The 21,158-nt window shown below is 53.2% G+C and carries 18 protein-coding genes; 6 read left to right on the top strand and 12 right to left on the bottom strand.

Features of this window, described 5'->3' with window-relative positions; genetic code table 11:
* Nucleotides 1-879 precede the first annotated feature (879 nt).
* The 8 genes from rfbA to rpsP form a co-directional block, all read right to left on the bottom strand.
* On the bottom strand, nt 880-1,761 hold the full coding sequence (rfbA, locus tag JIN87_RS19300; protein WP_200357253.1) for a glucose-1-phosphate thymidylyltransferase RfbA: 882 nt from the start codon (nt 1,759-1,761) through the stop codon (nt 880-882).
* Between the two features lie 198 nt (nt 1,762-1,959).
* On the bottom strand, nt 1,960-3,066 hold the full coding sequence (gene rfbB / locus JIN87_RS19305; RefSeq protein WP_200357254.1) for a dTDP-glucose 4,6-dehydratase: 1,107 nt from the start codon (nt 3,064-3,066) through the stop codon (nt 1,960-1,962).
* 109 nt (nt 3,067-3,175) lie between these two features.
* Entirely contained in the window at nt 3,176-4,102 is a 927-nt protein-coding gene (locus JIN87_RS19310; RefSeq protein WP_200357255.1) for a sugar nucleotide-binding protein, read from the bottom strand.
* 26 nt (nt 4,103-4,128) lie between these two features.
* Entirely contained in the window at nt 4,129-4,758 is a 630-nt protein-coding gene (locus JIN87_RS19315; protein ID WP_200357256.1) for a polysaccharide biosynthesis/export family protein, read from the bottom strand.
* A gap of 464 nt (nt 4,759-5,222) precedes the next feature.
* On the bottom strand, nt 5,223-7,196 hold the full coding sequence (gene tkt, locus JIN87_RS19320) for a transketolase (RefSeq protein ID WP_200357257.1): 1,974 nt from the start codon (nt 7,194-7,196) through the stop codon (nt 5,223-5,225).
* Between the two features lie 313 nt (nt 7,197-7,509).
* Nucleotides 7,510-7,875 carry a 50S ribosomal protein L19 gene (gene rplS, locus JIN87_RS19325; RefSeq protein ID WP_200357258.1) on the bottom strand — a complete coding sequence of 122 codons (366 nt, stop codon included), beginning with the start codon at nt 7,873-7,875 and terminating at the stop codon, nt 7,510-7,512.
* Nucleotides 7,872-8,549, bottom strand: a complete 678-nt coding sequence (gene trmD, locus JIN87_RS19330) for a tRNA (guanosine(37)-N1)-methyltransferase TrmD (RefSeq protein ID WP_200357259.1) — start codon at nt 8,547-8,549, stop codon at nt 7,872-7,874. Before trmD ends, rplS begins: the two co-directional genes overlap by 4 nt.
* A 134-nt stretch (nt 8,550-8,683) precedes the next feature.
* Entirely contained in the window at nt 8,684-8,953 is a 270-nt protein-coding gene (gene rpsP / locus JIN87_RS19335; protein WP_200357260.1) for a 30S ribosomal protein S16, read from the bottom strand.
* 94 nt (nt 8,954-9,047) lie between these two features.
* Here rpsP and ychF point away from each other — a divergent pair, with 94 nt between their 5' ends.
* The 3 genes from ychF to JIN87_RS19350 all read left to right on the top strand — a co-directional run bounded on the left by ychF (nt 9,048) and on the right by JIN87_RS19350 (nt 13,664).
* Nucleotides 9,048-10,151, top strand: coding sequence for a redox-regulated ATPase YchF (ychF, locus tag JIN87_RS19340; RefSeq protein WP_200357310.1), 1,104 nt, complete (start codon nt 9,048-9,050; stop codon nt 10,149-10,151).
* Nucleotides 10,152-10,318: 167 nt separating this feature from the next.
* On the top strand, nt 10,319-11,188 hold the full coding sequence (locus JIN87_RS19345; RefSeq protein WP_200357261.1) for a rhomboid family intramembrane serine protease: 870 nt from the start codon (nt 10,319-10,321) through the stop codon (nt 11,186-11,188).
* A 151-nt stretch (nt 11,189-11,339) separates the two neighbouring features.
* Entirely contained in the window at nt 11,340-13,664 is a 2,325-nt protein-coding gene (locus JIN87_RS19350; protein WP_200357262.1) for a carboxy terminal-processing peptidase, read from the top strand.
* A gap of 275 nt (nt 13,665-13,939) precedes the next feature.
* On the opposite strand, the gene JIN87_RS19355 is transcribed toward JIN87_RS19350, so the two are convergent.
* From JIN87_RS19355 to queF, 3 genes are all read right to left on the bottom strand, one after another.
* Nucleotides 13,940-14,215, bottom strand: coding sequence for a response regulator transcription factor (locus JIN87_RS19355; protein WP_200357263.1), 276 nt, complete (start codon nt 14,213-14,215; stop codon nt 13,940-13,942).
* A gap of 307 nt (nt 14,216-14,522) precedes the next feature.
* Entirely contained in the window at nt 14,523-15,302 is a 780-nt protein-coding gene (locus JIN87_RS19360; RefSeq protein WP_200357264.1) for a rhomboid family intramembrane serine protease, read from the bottom strand.
* Between the two features lie 11 nt (nt 15,303-15,313).
* Nucleotides 15,314-15,694 (bottom strand): preQ(1) synthase, encoded by a 381-nt coding sequence (queF, locus tag JIN87_RS19365; RefSeq protein WP_200357265.1) that lies wholly within the window; start codon nt 15,692-15,694, stop codon nt 15,314-15,316.
* Between the two features lie 143 nt (nt 15,695-15,837).
* Between queF and JIN87_RS19370 the strand changes: the two genes are divergently transcribed.
* The 3 genes from JIN87_RS19370 to JIN87_RS19380 all read left to right on the top strand — a co-directional run bounded on the left by JIN87_RS19370 (nt 15,838) and on the right by JIN87_RS19380 (nt 20,002).
* Nucleotides 15,838-17,625, top strand: a complete 1,788-nt coding sequence (locus JIN87_RS19370) for a DUF255 domain-containing protein (RefSeq protein WP_200357266.1) — start codon at nt 15,838-15,840, stop codon at nt 17,623-17,625.
* A 212-nt stretch (nt 17,626-17,837) separates the two neighbouring features.
* Nucleotides 17,838-19,010, top strand: a complete 1,173-nt coding sequence (locus JIN87_RS19375; protein ID WP_200357267.1) for an energy transducer TonB — start codon at nt 17,838-17,840, stop codon at nt 19,008-19,010.
* Between the two features lie 95 nt (nt 19,011-19,105).
* A complete protein-coding gene (locus JIN87_RS19380) occupies nt 19,106-20,002 on the top strand; it encodes a nucleotidyltransferase family protein (RefSeq protein WP_200357268.1) in 897 nt (298 codons plus the stop codon).
* Between the two features lie 39 nt (nt 20,003-20,041).
* Here the strand turns inward: JIN87_RS19380 and JIN87_RS19385 are convergent, their stop codons facing one another.
* Nucleotides 20,042-21,157, bottom strand: a complete 1,116-nt coding sequence (locus tag JIN87_RS19385; protein WP_200357269.1) for an efflux RND transporter periplasmic adaptor subunit — start codon at nt 21,155-21,157, stop codon at nt 20,042-20,044.
* Nucleotide 21,158: the final 1 nt, after the last annotated feature.

The raw sequence follows: 21,158 nt of genomic DNA on the forward strand, positions 1-21,158 counted from the left end.
GCATCTCTCCAGCTTCGGCCCGCGTCAGTCTTTCCCTCTGAATTTTACGCTTTCGGGAAAGCGGTCCGTTTCTTGCCCCTTTGGGCAACAGCCCGCGGAGCATTGCCCTCCTGCGCACAGCGTATAGGCTTAAGTTGACGCCAATATGCATTGCGAAGAGCAATTGAAGCTGTAGGTCGCCGCGTCGAGGCGACAAAAGAATGGCAGGTCAGTGCCCTGCCCTACAACGGACGATACGGAAACGAAGGTGGTTTTCGTTTGGTTGGAAAGAACGAGGTAGGGTTCGGGCCCGTCCCGAACCTTTTTGCAGTTACCTCTACCCTATTCTCAAGGCGTGGCACGGCGGCCCCGCCCTACCTACAGACAAGGTAGCGTCCGTGGGCGCTTTCGCTTTGTCGCTTGGGCTCTTGTGGTCATGTCGCCTTTAGCTCGGTAGCTCGGTAGTCCCTAGCGGACATCTTCAAAAAAAACAAAGCCCGTCGAAAGCGACGGGCTCTTTTATTAAGACTTGGCGTTCTTAGCGGCCCCAGGACCTTGTTATCATGTCACTCCGTTCGGTAGCAGTTCAAACCTACTTCACCAAAACACATTCCGTGCACAGCTGTGTAATCTGTGCTTCTAAACAATCTCTTCGCTCATCACAGCACTTTGTAGGTCGCCGCGTCGAGGCGACAAAAATAAGGCAGGTCACCCCCCTGCCCTACAGTGTGGTAGCGGCCATCGTCCTCGATGGCCATTTGGAATTAACGTTATGTGACCATCGGAGACGATGGTCGCTACCAATGTTACTTCCACAGAACATGTAAACACACACAAAGCCCGTCGAAAGCGAAGGGCTTTTTTAAAAGCTTACGTTTTTGGCGAACTTGGCGGTTCAACCTACTTAACCAACTGCCTGAGGTACGTAGCGTAGCTCGTCTTGCCCAAGAACTGGATACGTTCTTCAAGCTGTTCGCTAGTAAGCCAGCCGTTCTCATATCCAATCCCTTCCAAACAGGCCATCTTAAGACCTTGGCGTTCTTCGAGAACTTGTACGAATTGGCCGGCTTCCATGAGATTCTTGTGAGTTCCCGTATCCAACCATGCAGTACCACGGCCGAGCAGTTCCACATTCAAGTCACCTTGCTCCAAATAGTTACGGTTGAGGTCTGTGATCTCGAGTTCACCGCGAGCTGATGGCTTTACCTGTTTCGCAAACTCAACAACTCGCTCATCGTAGAAATAAAGACCTGGCACCGCATAGTTCGACTTAGGCTGTTCCGGCTTCTCCTCGATAGAAATAACCTTTCCAGTTGGATCGAACTCCACAACACCATAGGCGGTTGGGTTCGCTACATTGTATCCAAAAATAGTGGAACCGTCTTTGCGATCGTCAGCGCTCTTGAGCGTACGTACGAGCTCGTGACCATAGAACAAGTTATCTCCCAGCACCAATGCAGCAGGAGCTCCATCAAGAAACTCCTCACCGATCAGAAATGCCTGAGCAAGGCCGTCCGGACTCGGCTGCACTTCGTAGCTGAAGTTGACTCCAAAGGCGGAACCATCACCGAGCAGGCGCTCAAACAGAGGCGTATCCTGCGGCGTTGAAATGATCAAAATGTCCTTAATCCCAGCCAGCATAAGCAGAGAGATAGGATAGTAGATCATCGGCTTGTCATAGATCGGCATCAACTGTTTGGATACCGCAATCGTACAGGGATAAAGACGTGTTCCAGAACCACCCGCCAGGACGATTCCTTTTCTTGGTTTCGAAGAAGACATAGAAAAAGTGGGTTGTTTTTTGTTTTAACCGCTAAGGGCGCGAAGAATTTTCTTAACCACAGATTACACTGAGTACACAGATTCATCTAAGCTATAAACTAGACACAGATTACATTTCGGATACGGACTAACAAATTTCACCTCTCCCCGTTCTGTGATTTCTGTGTGTTCTGTGGTCAAACAATTAGAGCTTACAGGCTAAGCGTTTCCTAGGCGTTCGCGGGCATACTTCTTTTCGGCGATGTCGCGGCACCAATCTTGGTTATCGAGATACCACTGTACGGTTTTTCGGATACCGGAATCAAATGTCTCGGCAGGCACCCATCCACATTCCTTTTCGCTTCGCTCGCAGTTGATTGCGTAGCGACGGTCATGCCCAGGACGGTCCTTTACGTAGGTGATAAGATCCTCGTACTTTTCGATCCCTGCCTTCTGAGCGTTTTCGTTTTGGCCAACAGGAGCGAGCTCATCGAGAAGACCACAAATGCGTTTAACGATCTGAATATTCTCCATTTCGCTACGACCTCCAATACAGTAGGTCTCACCTAGATCGCCCTTCTCCAGAGCGGCTAAAATCCCAGTACAGTGGTCCTCAACAAAAAGCCAATCACGGATCTGCTTGCCGTCGCCGTAAATCGGCAATGGCTTCGCCTCAAGCGCGTTGAGGGTTACCAGCGGTATCAGCTTTTCTGGGAACTGGTACGGGCCGTAGTTATTGGAACAGTTCGTCGTTACGACCGGCATTCCGTAGGTATGGAAGTAAGCACGAACTAGAAAATCGCTAGACGCCTTGGATGCGGAATAAGGGCTGTTCGGTGCGTACGGGGTCGTCTCGCAAAAAGCGGGATCGTTGGGACCAAGCGTTCCGTAGACTTCGTCCGTTGAAACATGAAGGAATCGAAACGCGTCCTTCGCCTCGCCTTCAAGACCGGCCCAATGATGACGAGCCGCCTCGAGCATCCTTAGCGTTCCAGTAACATTGGTTTCAATGAAGGGCTCAGGAGTATCGATCGAGCGGTCTACGTGGCTTTCTGCTGCGAAGTGTACAATTGAGTTTACCCCATGCTCTTTGATTAGAGAACTGATCGTATCCTGATCCAGGATACTGGTTTCTGAAAAAACATACGCATCAGAGCCAGCAAGATCGCTCAGGTTAGCTGGATTGCCCGCATAGGTGAGCGAATCGACATTTACGATACGATCAAAGCCCTTCTCCTTGAGGAGCTTCGCGTCATCGCGTAGAAGCACGCGAACGAAATTAGAGCCAATGAAGCCGCAGCCTCCAGTAACGAGTATTGAATTCATGATGTCATTTTTTAACCACAAAGGACGCGAAGGTCACTAAGAGGTTCTGGGATTTATTGATGTAGAATCTAATCTCTAAAGAACTTAGAGCACTTAGCGATCTTCGCGGTTAATTAGCAGCTTTCTGCCAGTTTTTCAGCGACCATTCGAGGGCTTCCTCGACAGGACGCATGATCACACCTGCATCCTTGAGCTTGTTTTCGTCTAGTACGCAGTTCGAGCGCGGAGTCTTGGCAGCCTTTGACATGAAATCAGCTTCATCCGCAAAGAACTGGAACTCCTTGTTGTTTACGCCACTTTTCTTGATGAGATCCACAACTTGAGAAGTGGTCACCGCACCCGGGTTTGTTACGTTGTAGATCCCGTAAGGAACGTCCTTTTCATAGCACTCGAAACAAGCAGTCACGAAATCCTCAAGCTGGCTCAGTGAATTGGTAGCCTGCAAAAGGGTTGCATAGCTTTGGACCTTCGTCAGGTAATTCCGAGGATTGTCAATGTGGTTAAAAGGTATCCGCAAACGCCATACATAACCTTCCGCCTCAGATTCGTGCTCCCAGGCCGGCCATTCGCCTTCTCCACGATCGACTTCACGGTAGCCGAGAACCTCTTCTCCTAAGGCTTTCGTCCCACTGTAAAACGAGCAAGGGGGCTTACGGAAAGAGAAGTTCGGAGCGTCATCCTCTTTCCATCCTCCACCTCCGGGGCGTTCGCCACCAAAGATACATCCGCTAGAAACATGTCCCCAACCAATCGAAAGGTCAGAGCAAACTTCACGTATCACTCCTGGCAGTACGGCATTTCCGTCGAGACAGTTGCCTTTATCGAGCTCGCACGCATCCACATTTGGCTTACCGGTGTACCCCGCGCAATTCACAAGAAACTTCGCGCCGATCGCTCTGAGCGAATCAGAAAAGTCTTCTTTTGAACCATTCGCAATCTCGCGACCGCTCAGAGTTTTAAACTCTACGCCTTTGCTTTCGAGGAGAACGCGAAAGGCGGTTCCGACGTATCCAGTCGAACCTACAAGTGCTATCATATTAAGGAGGATTAGATTAAATGAGTCTACCAGACACGCTGGGGGATGGAGACGATGTCGTACGATTCGAGCACGAAGGCTCCGTCTTTCTTGCCATCGATCACTGCAGCGAGATCGAGCTCGAAATGCTGGTACTTGTCACCTTGCCGGCGGATCACCACTACCGACTTCATCTTACCCGTGACTTTGTTTATGCCACCCGCCGCAATAATCGCTTCTAAAACAGAAAGCTGACGGAATGAGCGTATGATCCCAGGGCTCATCACCTCTCCTTCGAGGTAATAGGTGAAGTGCGATTCGACCACAGTCACCATCACCTCATTGGATACCAGCTGGTTTTCGAATTTATCAGCTAAGAATGATTCTAGCTCGCTCGGGGTTTTGCCTGCGGCAACCACCTCGCCCACGATTGGAACCGAGATCACGCCGTCACGACGAACCTGAATGTCCGCATCCAGCTCTGGAGCTCCCGGAAACGTGATGCGCAACTGGTCTTCAGCCTGCAAAATGAACTTTTCGAGCGGCTCACCTTCGTCCACCTGGGCGGATGAAAAAGAGATTGAAGCCACACAAAGAGCCGAGATCAGGAAAATTCGCACGAGTGAAAGCCGCTTCAACGCTAGCTCACCCGGCACAAGGAGGGATCGGTAATTCATAATTTATTTCAGACTAACCGCTAAGGGAACGGCGCAATCCCACCTGACTTAAATCCCTCATTCAAGAAGAAAGCCCTAGGGGGTTTACTTGCAGTGAAGATATAGCGGAATCTTTGCGTCCGCAATCAGGGTTTCCTGCAATAAAGGAGAAATGGCTTAACCGCGAAGAATCGGACTTCGGATGAAGCTACGACCGGGAGACTGCAAAGTTCGCAGAGGAATTACTGATTGGGGATGCAAATGCGAATCCGACTGTAGGTCGCCGCGGGAGGCGACAAAACGATGGCAGGTCAGCGCCCTGCCCTACAGTAGCTACAGGGTAAACTTTCCCTAGAGCCATGAAAGCCGACGGGATATTTGAGCTCACAAAACTTCGCGATCTTAGAGCCCTTAGCGGTTAACAAAAAAATCCCCGGACGCGTGATGCATCCGGGGATTCGGAAGTTGTCGTTTTACGATGTCGTCTACTTCGCGGCAGCTACGATGTTCGCAGCGCTCATTCCCAGGATCTCCATAACGGTGTCGCCAGGAGCGCTGATACCAAAGCGATCGATACCGATCACCTTGCCTTCAGTTCCAACGTACTTGTACCAGAGACCAGACACTCCTGCTTCGATAGCGATACGCTTGCTGCAAGCCGCTGGAAGCACGGACTCCTTGTACTCATCAGACTGAGCATCAAAACGGAGCATGGATGGCATAGACACGACGCGCGTTCCTGCACCGAGCTCTTCAGCCGCCTCAACCGCATGCTGAAGCTCAGATCCGGTCGCAATGATGATGGTTTCGAGATCAGCAGTCTCCTTCTTGATGACATAACCACCCTTGAGAACACCGTGACGACGTTCGCTCGCAGATACCGTATTGATGTTCGGGATGTTTTGGCGAGTGAGCGAAAGCATCGTTGGACCTGAGAGACGCTCCATAGCCGCCACGAAGGCACCCGCTGTTTCTTCTGCGTCACCAGGACGGATAACGTCGAGGTTTGGAATTACGCGGAGACCGGAAACCGTTTCAACGGGTTGGTGAGTTGGGCCATCTTCCCCAACTCCGACAGAATCGTGAGTGAAGATGTAGATCGTTGGAAGATTCGCGAGAGCAGCCAAACGAATGGATGGACGGCAGTAGTCAGCGAAAACCATGAAAGTCGCACCGGATGCACGGAATATTCCGTCGTAAGCGATACCGTTCATAAGGGCACCCATCGCATGCTCACGAATACCGAAGAGCAAGTTACGGCCGGTTTCGTTTCCGGGAAGGAAGTCTCCTCCGTCCTTGATGTAGTTCTTGGTAGAACCGTGAAGGTCAGCGGAACCGGAAATCAACTCAGGGCGAGCTTGAGCAATTGGCTGAAGAACAGTGGAACCAGAGCCACGGGTCGCAACCTTTGCATCCTCCGCAGACTCAGGGATAGCCGCGAAAAGCTCTTCGACATCAACTGGAGCGGCCGCACCAGCTTCGAGTTGAGCGGCAAGCTCTGCGTTTGCCCCCTTCCACGCATTGTACGTTTCGAGCCATGCGTTGTAGGCCTCGACGCGCGCGGCCTTCTTGGCAGCGAAGAAATCGCGAACATCCTCAGAAACATAGAACGTTTCTTCCGGAAGACCGAGACCCTTGCGAGCGCCTTCAGCGAACTTCGCGCCGCCTTCACCATGGCCAGCACTTGTGCCAGCGACTTCTGGAATACCGCGACCAATCTCGGTCTTACAGATAATCATCTGCGGCTTGCCGGTGGCGGCCTTTGCATTGGCGTAGGCTTCTGCAACAGCGTCGAGATCGTGTCCATCGATCGTTAAAACGTCCCAGCCCATCGCCACGTAGCGAGCAGCCGTATCCTCGGACTGGCTTTTGTCAGCCATCGCATCGAGGGTCACATCGTTTGAATCGTAGAAAAGAATCAGGTTATCGAGCTTGAGGTGGCCAGCGAGTGCAGAGGCCTCCTGAGCGACACCCTCTTGTAAACAGCCATCACCAGCGAGAACCACGATATTGTTGTCGATAATCGTGTGCTCAGCCGTGTTGAACTTGGCCGCAGCCATCTTTCCAGAAATCGCAAAACCAACACCGTTGCCAACACCCTGACCAAGCGGGCCAGTTGTACACTCCACACCTGGAGTCTCCATATACTCTGGGTGCCCTGGAGTCTTGGAGTGGAGTTGACGGAAATTCTTAACCTCGTCGAGAGAGAGATCGAAGCCAGCAAGGTGCAGCCAGCTGTAGATAAACATTGAACCGTGTCCTGCAGAGAGGATAAAGCGGTCGCGATTTACCCAACGCGGTTCGTCGGGATTGATGCTCAAAGCGTCGCCAAAGAGGACGGAACCGATTTCGGCCGTACCGAGCGGAAGGCCGAGGTGGCCTGAGGAACAGGCATGGATCGCGTCGATCGCGAGTCCACGGGCTTGGGTAGCTGCTTTCTGTAGGAGTTCTTTATTCATATCAGAATTCGAGGGTGAATCTTTTCCCTAGATGGAGACCGACGAGCATCCGCGCCGAGTCAGGGGTTTCAAGTCTCAAGGAGGTAAAGATTCTAAACCGTTGCGCTAAATACAGACTTGAAGCCACTCGAATGAACTCCCCTCAGCGGAAACCCGAATTTCGGTAATGAAAATGTAGCGCGGTGCTTTAGCCCGCGACCGCTATGCAGGATCAACCGAATCGACGACGCGGGCTAAAGCGCCGCGCTACGAAACACAAAAAAGCCGCCCCAGTTCGGGACGGCTTCTTAAAAATTCAATTTGGAGAACCAGATTAGTGGTTGCCCTTCGCGAGGCGCTTTTCCTTAACCTGCATCGCCTTCTTACCGACGAGGTCACGGAGGTAGTACATGCGAGCACGCATTGTCTTGGACTCCTTGTCCACTTCGATCTTGGAAACGAGTGGGCTGTGAACTGGGAACACCTTTTCAACGCCTTCACCGTAGGAGATACGACGAACCGTGAATGTGCGGTTGATGCCAGATCCCTTGAGAGCGATAACGATGCCAGAGAAAATCTGGATACGCTCCTTGCCACCTTCAACAACACGGGTGTGTACCTTTACACCGTCTCCAACCTTGAAAGGGGTGACGTCGTCCTTGAGGTGCTCTTTTGTTACTTCGTTTACTACTGCGTTCATGGTGAATCCTCTAATAAATCTGGTCTGCGTTTTCGCGTTCTTTCCAATCGTTCCCGCTGCCGCCACTTGTCGATTTCTGCGTGGTTTCCAGAGAGAAGAACCTCCGGAATGGGCATGTTTCTGAACACCGCTGGGCGCGTGAATTGTGGAAAGTCGAGCAAGTTGTCTTGGAAGCTTTCGTTAGTCAATGACTTTTCTTCCCCTAAAAATCCGGGCAAAAAGCGGCTCAAACAGTCGATCAGAACCGCGGCCGCCAGGGTTCCATTGGTGAGCACGTAATCCCCGATGCTCACCTCTTGATCGATGAGATTCTCCCGCACCCGGTCATCGATTCCTTCGTAGTGGCCGCTGACCAGAAGGAGTCGCTTCTTTTTGGCGAGCCCTCTCGCCAGTTCCGGAGTCAGTGGATCCCCGTCCGGCGCGAGATAGATCCGATGCGTGTCGGGAGTTTGGATTTCCTCAATCGCATCGAAGAGCGGTTCGGGCATCAGCACCATCCCTGCCCCACCCCCAAACGGGCGGTCATCCACCTGGTTGTGCTTCCCCTTGGACCAATCCCGGAGATTGTGCACATCCACATCGAGAATTTCATTCTTCACTCCACGCCCGATCATGCTCTCGGACAGGAATCCATCGAGCATCTGGGGAAACAGTGTGAGAACATCGATCTTCATCGAAAGTGGTGCGGAAAACTGAATTGAACCGTCTATATATTAATGTAGCGGTTCGACCTCGAAAATAGACAAACCCGGCGATTCCGAAGAAGCCGGGTTTGGAAAAGTGTGATTACAGGGACGAGCCCTTGGTCTTACGCCTCAGCGGCTGCAGCTTGCTCTTTGCGAGCACGCTTGATGAGGGAGTTGGAAGTGTCGGTTGGCTTCGCGCCTACAGACATCCAGTACTCAGCACGCTCTACGTTCAGTTCGAGCTGCTTCGCTTCGTCCTTCTGCTTTGGAAGGTATGTGCCGAGCTTCTCGACAAAGCGACCGTCACGGCGACCGCGTGCTTCCGCTACCACTACTCGGTAGACTGGTTCGTGTGTTGCGCCTGCGCGTTGGAGTTTGATCTTAAGTGCCATTCTTGCGTCTCCTAGAAATTTGGAAAAGACGGCGAAGATTAATCAAAAATGAATCTTGTCAAGCAACATCCAATACAATGATGTTTCCGCCCTTATGCTGAAAGCTGGTATCGTCGGTCTTCCTAACGTTGGCAAGTCAACCCTCTTCAACGCGCTCACTCGCACACGCAAAGCAGAGTCGGCCAACTACCCCTTTTGTACAATCGATCCGAACGTCGGAGTCGTGAATGTGCCAGATCCTCGTCTGGAAGTACTTCGCGAGATCGCTAGTACTAATGTGGTGATCCCCGCCGCTATCGAGTTCGTCGACATCGCCGGCCTCGTCGAAGGCGCCAGCAAGGGCGAAGGCTTGGGAAATAAGTTCCTCGCGAACATCCGCGAAACCGACGCCATCGTGCAAGTCGTCCGCTGTTTCGAAAACGACGACATCGTGCACAACATGGGCTCGGTCGATCCCGTTCGCGACATTGAGGTCATCAACACAGAGCTCATTCTCTCCGATCTCGAGTCCGTCGAGCGTCAAAAAGAGAAACTCGTCAAAAAGGTGCGCTCCGGCGACAAGGAAGCTGCCGCAGCAGTTGATCTGATTGATCGCCTCATCCCCCACTTTAACGACGGAAAACCTGCCAACACCCTAGAAATGAACGACGATGAACTCGCCGTTCTCCGCGGGCTTCACCTCCTCTCCTCCAAGGCGGTCATCTACGCCGCCAACGTCATGGAGGACGATCTAGCCGACGCCGACTCAAACCCCTACGTCACAAAGGTACGTGAATACGCGAAGACCGCCCACGACGCTGGATGTGTCGTCATCTCCGCCCAAATCGAATCAGAGCTCATCGATCTCGCGGCAGAAGACGCAGCAGAATTTCTCGCCGACCTCGGCGTGGAGGACTCAGGAGTGTCGCTCCTTATCCGCGAGACCTACGCCCTCCTTGGCCTGAAGACTTACTTTACAGCTGGCGAAAAGGAAGTTCGCGCCTGGACCTTCGAAGACGGAATGACCGCCCCGCAATGCGCCGGAGTAATTCACACCGACTTCGAGAAAGGCTTCATCAAGGCTGAAGTGGTCGCCTACACGGATCTTTCCGAGCTCGGCAGTGTTGCCGCCGCTCGCGACGCCGGGAAATACCGTCTCGAAGGCAAGGACTACCCCTTCAAAGATGGGGATGTCGCGCTTTTCCGCTTCAACAACTGAACCAACTCCGCTGCAGCCGGTCCACCCAAGCAGCGATTTGCAACTTACCGCAGCCAGATCGAAAGATAATCCTAAGGATGCGGCGCAATAGCTCGATTTATTCGAAACGTCTTCACTTGTAATTAAGAGAAAAGCAGCGACCTTAAAAGCGGACCCCAAATTTCTGAATGTACGATCGAGACTACATGAGCACGAACCCGGACGATAGAGCGAAAAAAACGCTCTCGTGGCTAATCGGCACCAACTTAGTAGTATTCGTTTTACAGGGTCTCTTCGACAGGCAAGGCGGTCCGGGCATCGTCGACCAGTTTTTCGCATTCCGATCGGGCTCGCTCGGAAGCGGACTAATCTGGACGCCCCTCACCTACTCCTTCCTGCACGGCTCCTTCCTGCATATTCTCTTTAACATGCTGATGCTTTTCTTCTTCGGAAGAGTTGCCATCCAGACCCTCGGCCAAAAACGCTTCCTGCAGCTTTACTTCGCGGCCGTTCTCGCAGGCGGCTTGCTCTGGTTCGCAGCGAGCTTCATTTCCGGAGCAGGCTCCGTGGTCGGAGCTTCCGCAGCCGTCTCAGCGCTCATAATCTTTTTCGTCTGCCTGAACCCCGACGGAGAGATAAGTCTCTTCGGCGTACTCCCCCTCAAAGCCCGCTATCTCGCGTACGGCATGATCGTCATCGCCGTGGTCGGCTTCTTCGCCCAGGAAATTTCTACCACCAGCGCTGCAAAAGTCGCCCACTCGGCCCACATGGGGGGCATGCTCGTCGGTTATCTTTTCTACAAATATGTTTACCTGAAAAATCCATACGACAACTCCGGCACGATCTCGCTCTCCTTCGCACGCTTTTTCAAGAAGAAGGAGACAGCAAAGAGTTCGGCAGGATACACTTACCGGGTGAACGTTTCCAAGGAAACCCGCGATCTCAAAGGCGAGGTTGACCGCATCCTAGACAAGATCAACAGCAAGGGATTCGGCTCCCTGAGCCCAAAAGAGAAACAAATCCTAGACGAAGCGCGGGATCTGCTACGTAAACGCTAAGAATGCCTCCGCCGCAATACGCGCTGGCAAACGACGCCATTATTCGTAGCAATTCCTTGCAGACACTATTCCAACAGACCCCCGTCCGGAACGACTCGCAATTAATACGAACCGAACGCGACCCGGCCCTCAGAACTCGAATCAGAACCGTATGATAAAGCGCCTTTACGCCGCCGTAGCCCTTGTTGGGCTTTGCCTCTCCTCCCAATCCTTAGCTGTCACCGGCATCGATGACATGCCATCCGGGGACCTCCCGGAGCTTTCGAGCACCCCCCTCATGCAAAATGAGGCCCGACTGATCGTCGAAATGCTCGAAACCATGCACTTCGAGAGCGCTGAAATTTCTCCAGAGTCTTTCGCCGAGCTGATCACCAAGTTCATGGAAGACCTCGATTACAATAAGCTCTATTTCCTCTCCCAGCACGAAGAGGAGTTCATGAAGAAATACGGCAGCTCGCTCGGCTTCAAACTTCGCTACCAAGGCGACCTCAAGGCAGCCTTCGAAATCTACACCCTTTACCGCGATCGAGCGATCGACCGGGTCGACTGGGTCCTCGAGCAGCTAGAGCAAGAGTGGACCTTCGACACTGACGAATACTTCGTCTACGACCGCAGCGAAAGCCCTTGGCCCTCCTCCGAGGAGGAAGCGGACGAGCTTTGGAGACTCCGCATCAAGTACGAGCTTCTACAAGAGATCCTCAACGAGAAGACACAGGACGAAGCGAAGGAGCGCGTATCCAAACGCTACAAGAGAATGCTCCGCAGCATCTACGAGTTCGACAAAAAGGACGTTCAAGAGATCTTCCTCACCAGCCTGACCAAGATGTTCGACCCCCACTCGAGCTTCCTGTCTTCAGACACGCTCGACGACTTCAACATCAGCATGCGACTCAAGCTGATCGGAATCGGCGCCATGCTGAGCGAAGAAGATGGCTACTGCGTTATTCGCGAGCTCGTCCCCGGCGCACCAGCCATCCGCTCCAAGAAGCTGAAGCCAAACGACAAGATCGTCGCGGTTGCCCAGGACGGTGAGGAAGCCGTCGACATCATCGGCATGAGCCTCCGGAAAGTAGTCGACCAAATCCGCGGCGAAAAAGGCACCAAAGTCACACTCACCATCATCCCCGCAGACGCCACAGACAATTCAGTCCGTGAAGACGTGGACATCGTTCGTGACGAAGTTCATATCAACTCCGCCCGCGCCACCGGCAAGGTCTTCGAAGTCCCTGACGAAAACGGAAACGTCAGCCCAATCGGCGTCATCGACATTCCTTCCTTCTACGGAGGAGACGAGTATTTCGAAAACGGCCAACGTCACATGACCAGCGTCACCGCCGACGTAGAAGAGTTGGTTCGCAAGATGAAAGAAGCCGGCGTACAAGGCATCGTCCTAGACCTCCGCCGCAACGGAGGCGGCCTCCTCGACGAGGCGATCCGCATGACAGGTCTCTTCATTCGCCGTGGCCCGGTTGTTCAAGTCCGAGAAAAGAGCGGCTACGTCACCCCGCACATGGATCGCGACCCAAAGGTCGCTTACAACGGTCCACTCGCGGTACTCACCTCTCGCTACAGTGCTTCCGCTTCTGAAATTCTCGCCGGAGCGCTCCAGAACTACGGACGATCAATCACGATCGGCAACACCTCCACGCACGGAAAAGGAACCGTACAACAGGTTTTCTCCCTCGACCAATACGTGCTCCGCAAAGATATCGCCAACGACAGGGCAGGCGCTGCGAAACTTACCATCCGCAAGTTCTACCTCCCCAACGGTTTCTCCACTCAGCGAAAGGGTGTCGTCCCCGATATCCAAATCGAATCGATCGAAGAAGTCACCGCGGTCGGCGAGGCTGACTTGCCGGAATCACTCTCCTGGGACTACATCAAGCCGGTCGCTCGCTTCGTTGAGATGACGCTCAAGAACAGCCTACTCGATACGCTAACCACAAACAGCGAAGCTCGCACTCAATCGCTCGAGGAATTCAAGTTCCAGAAAAAGCGCCTCGACTGGTACCTCGAACGCGAGGAGCGCAAAGAGATCTCCCTCAACATGGAGACTCGAAAAGTGATGATGGAAGAAGACGAAGCCTTCCTCGACCAAATCAAGGACGAGCAACGCCTGCTCGCCGAAAACAATTTCGACTTCACCGAAGTGAAACTCGACAGCGTAATCCGAGAAGAAGCCCAACGCGAAAAGGAAGAGGCCGAACTCGAAACGGAAACGCCAGAGCCGGAAACAGCATCCACCGCCCTCCCCGTCGAAGGCGGTTCCGATCAGGAAGTTGCAAGCAACAGCGCTTCAAACGCCGAAGCTGAATCCGAAGAAGAGGAAGAAGAAGTCCCCGACTTCGACATCCAGCTCCGCGAAACGCTCCGTATCATGACCGAAGCCATCGGAATCTCCCCGAATCCCGTAGATTGGAGCCAACCCGCTCTTCCGATCGCTTCAAAATCTCGCTTCGAACGACTCCTCAACTAGATCGTTAGTCGCACGAGGTAGGGCTGACTGGCCCAGTCAGCCGCAATGCAGGATCGGACCGTCTCCACGGAGGCCTGCGGCGAGGCCGCCCTACCTTTCACAGCCATTGAGATCGTGCCTATTCAAAAGGAAAACACTCTAGTCGATCTCGAAGACAATTTACAAAACAGGCCGTTCTCCTTTCGGAGAACGGCCTGTTTGTATTCAAATTGGAAACGCGAAGGCTCTAGCTGAGGATAAACCTCAACCTCGAGAACGCCTTAGCTGCTTTACTTTTACTCGGGCTGGAGTCCCCAGTTGCTCGTTAGAGCGAAAACGATCGCGGCATAACGATTTTCGATCCCCAGCTTACGGAAGATGCTTTCACAATGCTTCTCCACCGTTCGAGGGCTAATTTCGAGGATCTTTCCGATATCCCCATTCGTCTTTCCTTCAACGATCCAGTAAAGCACTTGCTTCTCCCGTTTCGTAAGGCGTTCGAGTTGTTGAGTTCCAGGAGCAGTCGCCTGGCCAGATTGTAGTCCGTTTTCGGACATGTTGTTTGTGTTCACTAGTTTGGATTCCAGTTCGCTCTCCCTCTCCACGACGCCTCTTCCCTCCCGTCCCAAATGGAACGCAGAAATAAACGAAAAGAGATAAAAAGCAGGTCCTACACTGATTCTGATCTACGAAAGGAACCGAGAATAGGCCTAGGTATACTTGGTTGGCTTACAGTGTTTCTACCAATACCAAGATCGCGCCTTAGTCAACAGTGGATATTTTTACCAACACCCCCTCAGGGATACTCCCAACAGCTCCCTGAGAATGCACCCTTCGCGACTCCCTCTCCCGCAAAGAGTTACAACAGTACGAAGGACATTAGTCCGATTTATCGCCCAAACAATCGGAACAAATAGCCCCTTCCTTTCGATATCGAAAGTCCCTATCCGGGTGAGAAAGGTCCGTCGCGCCGCAAACCGAACACGTATGGAACGGCTCTGTCTCTTGCCGTTTCTTCTCCGCTTTCAATCGCTGGATACGTTGTTTGCCACGAATATATCCCAACACTTCACTGCCGAAAAACACAGGAAGATTGATCAATGAAAACGCGATGAGCATCCGGCCAACTCCTTGCTGGGCGAGAAAATCGAGCAGGGTCATCACTCCCAAGAAAACACCGATCCACTTCGCTTTGATTCCGAAGAAAAACGGAACGTCCGGAAAGGTGATGAAGTAGGCGAACCAGATAGACGACAGCAGATAGTAGTTCGTCATGTAAGTCTGCTGATAGAATAGGCTTGTGACGATAATGCCCAACAAGCTGATGAGAATGAACAGAGTGAAGCGAAACGCCCCCCACGCTCTCTCCAGCTGACTCCCCAAGGAGTAAAGCATCAGCCACGAGACGATGGTCCAAAAGAAGCCCATCCCGGAAAACTCCAAATGTCGCGGAACCAACAAAAACGAAATAATCGTCCAAGGCTTGCCATCGATGAACCCATCGAAGCTGTACATGACAAACTCCAGAAAGCCCATGATCGAAGAGCCTTTGGCCGCGGCCATTATGAATATCCCAATCTGGCCGACCACCAGGTAGACAGTCAGATTGTGAATCGCCAGAAAACCTAGCTTCCGCTCAAGCTTATCAATCAAACTCATACAACCGTGAATTAAGCCTCGCTCTTTGGATACTCGGCAAGCGTCTCGATGGTGATTCCACCTCTCGCCTTTTGCACCGTCGTCACCTTGCAGCGAAGCGGAGCGATATCCGCTACCACACGGTCGCAAATCACTGCAGCGATCTTCTCCGCGAACATCGCCTTCTCCTTAAAACTCCACAAATAGAGCTTCAGGCTCTTGCTCTCGATACAAAGCTTAGCGGGCACATACTCGATCGAAAGCGTGTAATAATCAGGCTGCCCGGTGATAGGGCACGAACTCGTAAGCTCGTCCGATTTCATGGTAACAACAGAGACTCCCTCCGGAGCCTCAAAACTATCGAGCTCGTCGATCGCTTCCCTTACTGTCTTTCCTAAATACTTCGATTCCATAAGCTGCTGTCCAATCGCGAGACTATCGAAGCCTCTTCCCCCAACATCAAGCTTTGCCTTTTACGCAATTAAGAGAGCAGCAAAAAGGCAATGAGCACACAGAAGGTCTTGCGACCCATACCCTCGGTAATTGTTCTGCCCTTATGTCGTTGATCCGCCAATTGCCCCTTTTCGCTGCCGCCTGCCTTCTCGCCTTTTCAAGCTCCCTCGCGAACGCAAAGTCCGCCCTCTGGGAAGCTCACCAGAGTGACACCGTAAATTGGCACCCATGGGATCCCGCCCTGCTTGAAAAAGCGAAAGACGAGAACAAGCCGCTCTTCTTCTTCGTCGCCCATTTCGGCAACAGCCTAGCGAAGGCGATGCTAAACGAGACCTTCCAAAACAAAACCATCGCCGCCACCCTCAACGACACGGCCATCCCCATTCTCGTCGAGACAAACGAAGAACCGGAGCTCGCCTCCTTCCTGCAAGATCTCGCCTATCAACACTTCGACGGAAACGAGCTCCCGACCTGCCTTTGGACCGACACCAGTTTCGCTCCACTCAACGGAGGCGGCTACTTCCCGCCTACCGACGACTGGGGCGGCCAAGGCTTCCTAAGCCTCGCTAGAAACGTCTCCGACCAATGGCAAAACAACCCAGACGAGTATCGGAGCATTGCCGCCGATCGCCTAAAGCGAAGCTCTCAAACAAGAAGCATGCCCTCCCCTGAGCTCCTTCCAACCCCAGCCCGATTCCCCACCACCCCATTCTTAAGCACCGAATCCCCCACTCTCCCCGCCCTCGATCTCTTCAACTACACCAGAATCCTCCCTCTCCTTCCCGAACAGCACGCCGAGGAGATCCTCTCAGCCCTCGAGGCCAACCTCTCGCAAATTACTAGCGGAGCAGGATTCGATAGCGTATCCGGCGGCTTCTTCTCAGGATCCAACGACGCCAATTGGAAACTCCCTCTCTTTCAAAAATCTACGACAGACCAAGCGCTGCTACTCCTCGCCGTCTCAAACCTCAGCCAGAAGGCTCCCAAACCAATCTACCGCGACCTGATCCGCCTCACGCTCGAACACATCGACTCCGATCTTACCAAACCCGACGGACTCGCTCGCCAATATCTCGACAGCTTCGCCCAAGGCGAAAGCCCCGACACCACCGAAGGATCCTACTACCTCGTAAGCAGCGATGAGGTTTCCACGCTCTCACCTAAAACCACCGAACTTTGGGGACTTTCTCCAAACGGAAACCTCGACCAAGAAACCGACATCCTCGGACTCTACACCAAACAAAATATTCCGTTCGCCAACTCAGAATCCATCTACTCGAAAAAAGAGGACGAACTTCGACTGGAACTCAGAAAACTACGCGAAACTAAACCTCGTCCACTGTCCGACGACACTGGATACACCGCAACAAACGCCCTGATCATCAAAGCGCTCGTAGCGATCGCCAAGGATACCGAACACAGCAACCGCCTCGCCCAAGCCCAAGAACGATTCAACACTCTTCTAACCAGCACTTTTAATTCCAGCGGCAAGACGCTCTACAACTCAAACAGCCGCACCCAAACAGCATCAACCCTCGACTACACCTACATCGCTTCTGTCGCGCTCGACCTGTACGACGTAACCAAGGATATCAAATATCTCGATACAGCCAAAACGATATACAACACATGGCAAAGCGATGATCGCTTTCAAAAAGCAAATCCCCTCCTTCTATCATCTGGCATAGACTCCATTTGGTTCAGCAACTACCTCGACAGCACGATCCCCTCCGCCGCATCCGTACACATCGAAAATCTCAAACGCTTAAACAAGGCCCCAGAACCCCAATTGAAGCAGATTTTCGACACTCTCCCGAACTCCGTTAAATCAACGCCAGAGCGCTACCGCTCATTGTTTGCGGCCCACGGTCTCGCAATAAGCGAGAACTAGCTCCTCTCTCACAGAATTTTGACAGCCACACTGGGGACAAGTCCCCAGCATCGCCGCGTAGGGCGCTCAAAATGCTTAGAGACCGAGCCCGAAAAAATTGAGTAATCGCGGTGATAAAGCTCATAAGCTCTCCTGTCGATTTACTTGTGCAAACACAGCACATGTATCACTCAAATCGCACACCAACACTGGGTAAGATAGGTCTTTTCTGCATGTTCCTACTACCCTGGGTGGCGTATGCCACCGTTTCGGCACCTACCCCGAAAAAAACCGTCGCGCCTCATCTCTCCTCAGAGCTGGACGACGACGCCGGTGAAGTTCGAGTGCTCGTCGATGTCAACGAATACGGTTTCGTCATCGATGCGCAAATCTGGGAGTCCTCGAACAAATCCCTGAATCAAGTCACCCTTGACGCCATCCACCAATGGACCTTCGAACCCGCGAAAGAGAATGGGTCCCCCGTATCATCGAGATTGATACAGCCATTCTACTTCAATCGTGGTTCTATCGTTTTAAAGGAGAAGAAAACCCCGCAGGACACGCACCCGATTGCCAAAAACACAGTAAAGCCAAAGCTCGACAGCGAGCTAAAGCACATCACTGGCAAGGTCGTATTGATGGCGAGCCTCAACTCCAAAGGAGGCGTAAGCCAAGTCTCCGTACAGTCCTCCACACACAGCGAACTGGAAGACTCCGCGGCCGCCGCTCTCAAAAACTGGAAATTCAAGCCCGCGACCGAGGCCGGAACACCTGTCGCTTCCAAAGTGATCATCCCCTTTCACTTCAAAGCGTCCGGACAGAGCCGAGTCGTCGCAGCCGCCAAGCGAAACAAAAGTTTGGATACACCAGCCTTCGCCATTCGCCAGCGTTCACCTGAAATCCCTCGTCACCTAACAGCTGAGCAAGCAGCTACCAAGCTCCGCCTCACTGTCGACGAATTTGGATACGTGGCAAACGTGAAGATCCTCGAGTCGTCAAACGACGCCCTGTCCGAGGCCGCTCAAAACGCCGCCCTTCAGTGGAAGTTCAAACCCGCGATGAAAAATGGCAAAGCTGTCGCTTCCACCGTCGAGCAACCCTTCACCTTCAACGGTGGACTACTCGCGGCGGACGTGCCAGTGGACAAGATGCCAGAAGTCAAACGGACCCAGCAACCGCGAATCCCCGACGCCCTCGCTCTGGTTCAAGGTTATGTGAAGGTACGCGTCAGCCTCGACGACCGCGGCAACGTAGTAAACGCCTCCGTCGCCAAAAGCTCGCACGACGAACTCGTCGGCCCAACGATCGAAGCGGCTAAAAAGTGGTCCTTCAAGCCAGCCATCCGCGGCGGCGAAAGGGTCCCCTCCTCCGTTACCATTCCCTTCGTTTTCAACGAACAAACCTGACCGCACGGTAACACCCCAACTTTCCAAGGCGCGACTCGATCAAGAGTCGCGCCTTTTCTATTGCCACCGCAGCCCACAGCTTCCAAATCGAGCCCATGCAACCTACCTTGCTCGTACTCGCCGCTGGAATGGGAAGCCGCTTCGGCGGACTTAAGCAAATGGAGCCCGTCGGTCCAAACGGCGAGTGGATCCTCGACTACTCCGTCCTCGACGCCAGCCGGGCCGGATTCGGAAAAATAGTCTTCGTGATCCGCAAGGAGATGGAAGCCGAATTCCGAAAGCTCACCGAAAGCAAGTACGCCGATAAGATCGAAGTCGCCTACGCCTTCCAGGAAAAGCAAGACACTCCGATCAAGGTTCCCACCCTCTCAGAACGCCAAAAGCCTTGGGGCACCGGCCACGCCGTCTACGCCGCCCGCGAGCACCTCGACGCCCCATTCGCCGTCATCAACGCCGACGACTTCTACGGAGCCGACGCCTTCAAGACCCTCGCCAACTTCCTCACCGACCCCAAGCAGCAAGCCGACCAAGAGACCTACGCCCTCGTCGGCTACAAGCTCTCCAATACCCTTTCCGAACACGGTACCGTATCTCGAGGCGTCTGCAAAACCGACGACACCGGATCCTTACTCTCCATTGAAGAACACTCCGATATCGGCTACCAAGGCGGCGACAGCATCCAAGCCAAGAATGCCGCAAGCGAATCGGTCACTCTAAGCGAGGACACGCTCGTCTCCCTCAATTGCTGGGGCTTCCCCGCTGGCTGGGCCAGCAAACTCGAACCTCTCTTTCAAAGCTTCCTCGAGGAACGCGGAGCGGAACCAAAATCCGAGTTCTACCTGCCAGCAGCAGTGGACGAGCTAATCCGTACCCAAAACGCGCGTACACTCGCTCTTCCCTGTGACTCCCGCTGGCTCGGCGTCACCTATCGCGAAGACCTACCGTCCGTTCGCGAAGCGATCGCACAACTGTGCTCAGACGGCGAATACTAAAAAGGTAGGGCGTGGACGCCGTGCCACGCCTATAGCTCCTCAAAAGATTTTCTCAGTCGTACGGACCTGGTCTCCCACCTTATACAGGTCCAGATCCTCCACGATCACCTGTTCACCCTCGTCCAAGCCGGTTAGAATCTCCACGTTGGTCAAGCTACCGTAGCCCTTCTGGATTTTCTTCATCCCTACCACGCCATCCTCAACCACGAACACGCGGTCCCCGATGATCGCCGTTCCCGGAATAATAATCGCCTTATCACGCTCATCCAGAGTGATCGTCGCTTCCCCAGTCAATCCTGGAAACAGCTTCTCCGTCGGGATATCCACCTCCAAGTGCACCGTATAACGCTGCGTCAGCGGATCCGCGACCGGCAGGGTCTTGGATACAGTCGCGTCGAACGTATCATCCCCGTATCCAAGAAACTTTACACGAGCAATCTGATCGATCTCGATCCCAGAGAAATTTTCCTCACTCACCTTCACCTCCACGATGCGATCCAAACTGATGATACGAGCAATTTCTTGCCCTCCGCCAATCAAGTCGCCCCGGTAAGCAAACACGTCAGTGATCACGCCATCAAACGGAGCGCGAATCGTCATTTTTTCCCGGTTACGCTCTAGCAGCTTGAGCTCGTTCTCGTATTGAGCGATCCGAACCTCCTTCGCATTCAGCTCCGCTTCGATCGTCTGTTCAAGCTCCGTCACATCTCGACGTCTCGACTCCACTTCAGACTCGCTCGCGATCCCAGCCTCCAGCTTTCGCTCACTCTCAGCCAGCCGCTCTTCAAGCGTCACCAAATCAAACTGCCTGCTCGAGCCTTGCTCCAGAAGAAGCTTCGCCGCCTCGATATCGATCTGCACCTTTTCGATGCTAATCTCGATGTCGCCCAAATCGAGCGACACCAGAACATCCCCCTCCTTGACCGTTTCGCCTAGTACCAAATTTGTGGATACCGCACGTCCCTGCAAATCGCTTCTGACCGCAGTCTCCTGCTTTGCAGTCACTTGCACCGTACCCGGCACCGACCGAACCGCGACATGTCGTTTCGCCACCGCCACCAAGGCGACCGGCTTCATCGAACTCACAAAATACGCGCCCGCTCCAGCCAGAGCGATTAACACAAAAAGAATTTTTAGCAGGGAACTTGCTTTCATA

The organism is Pelagicoccus mobilis (genome assembly GCF_016595505.1).
Classification (GTDB): Bacteria; Verrucomicrobiota; Verrucomicrobiia; order Opitutales; family Opitutaceae; genus Pelagicoccus; species Pelagicoccus mobilis.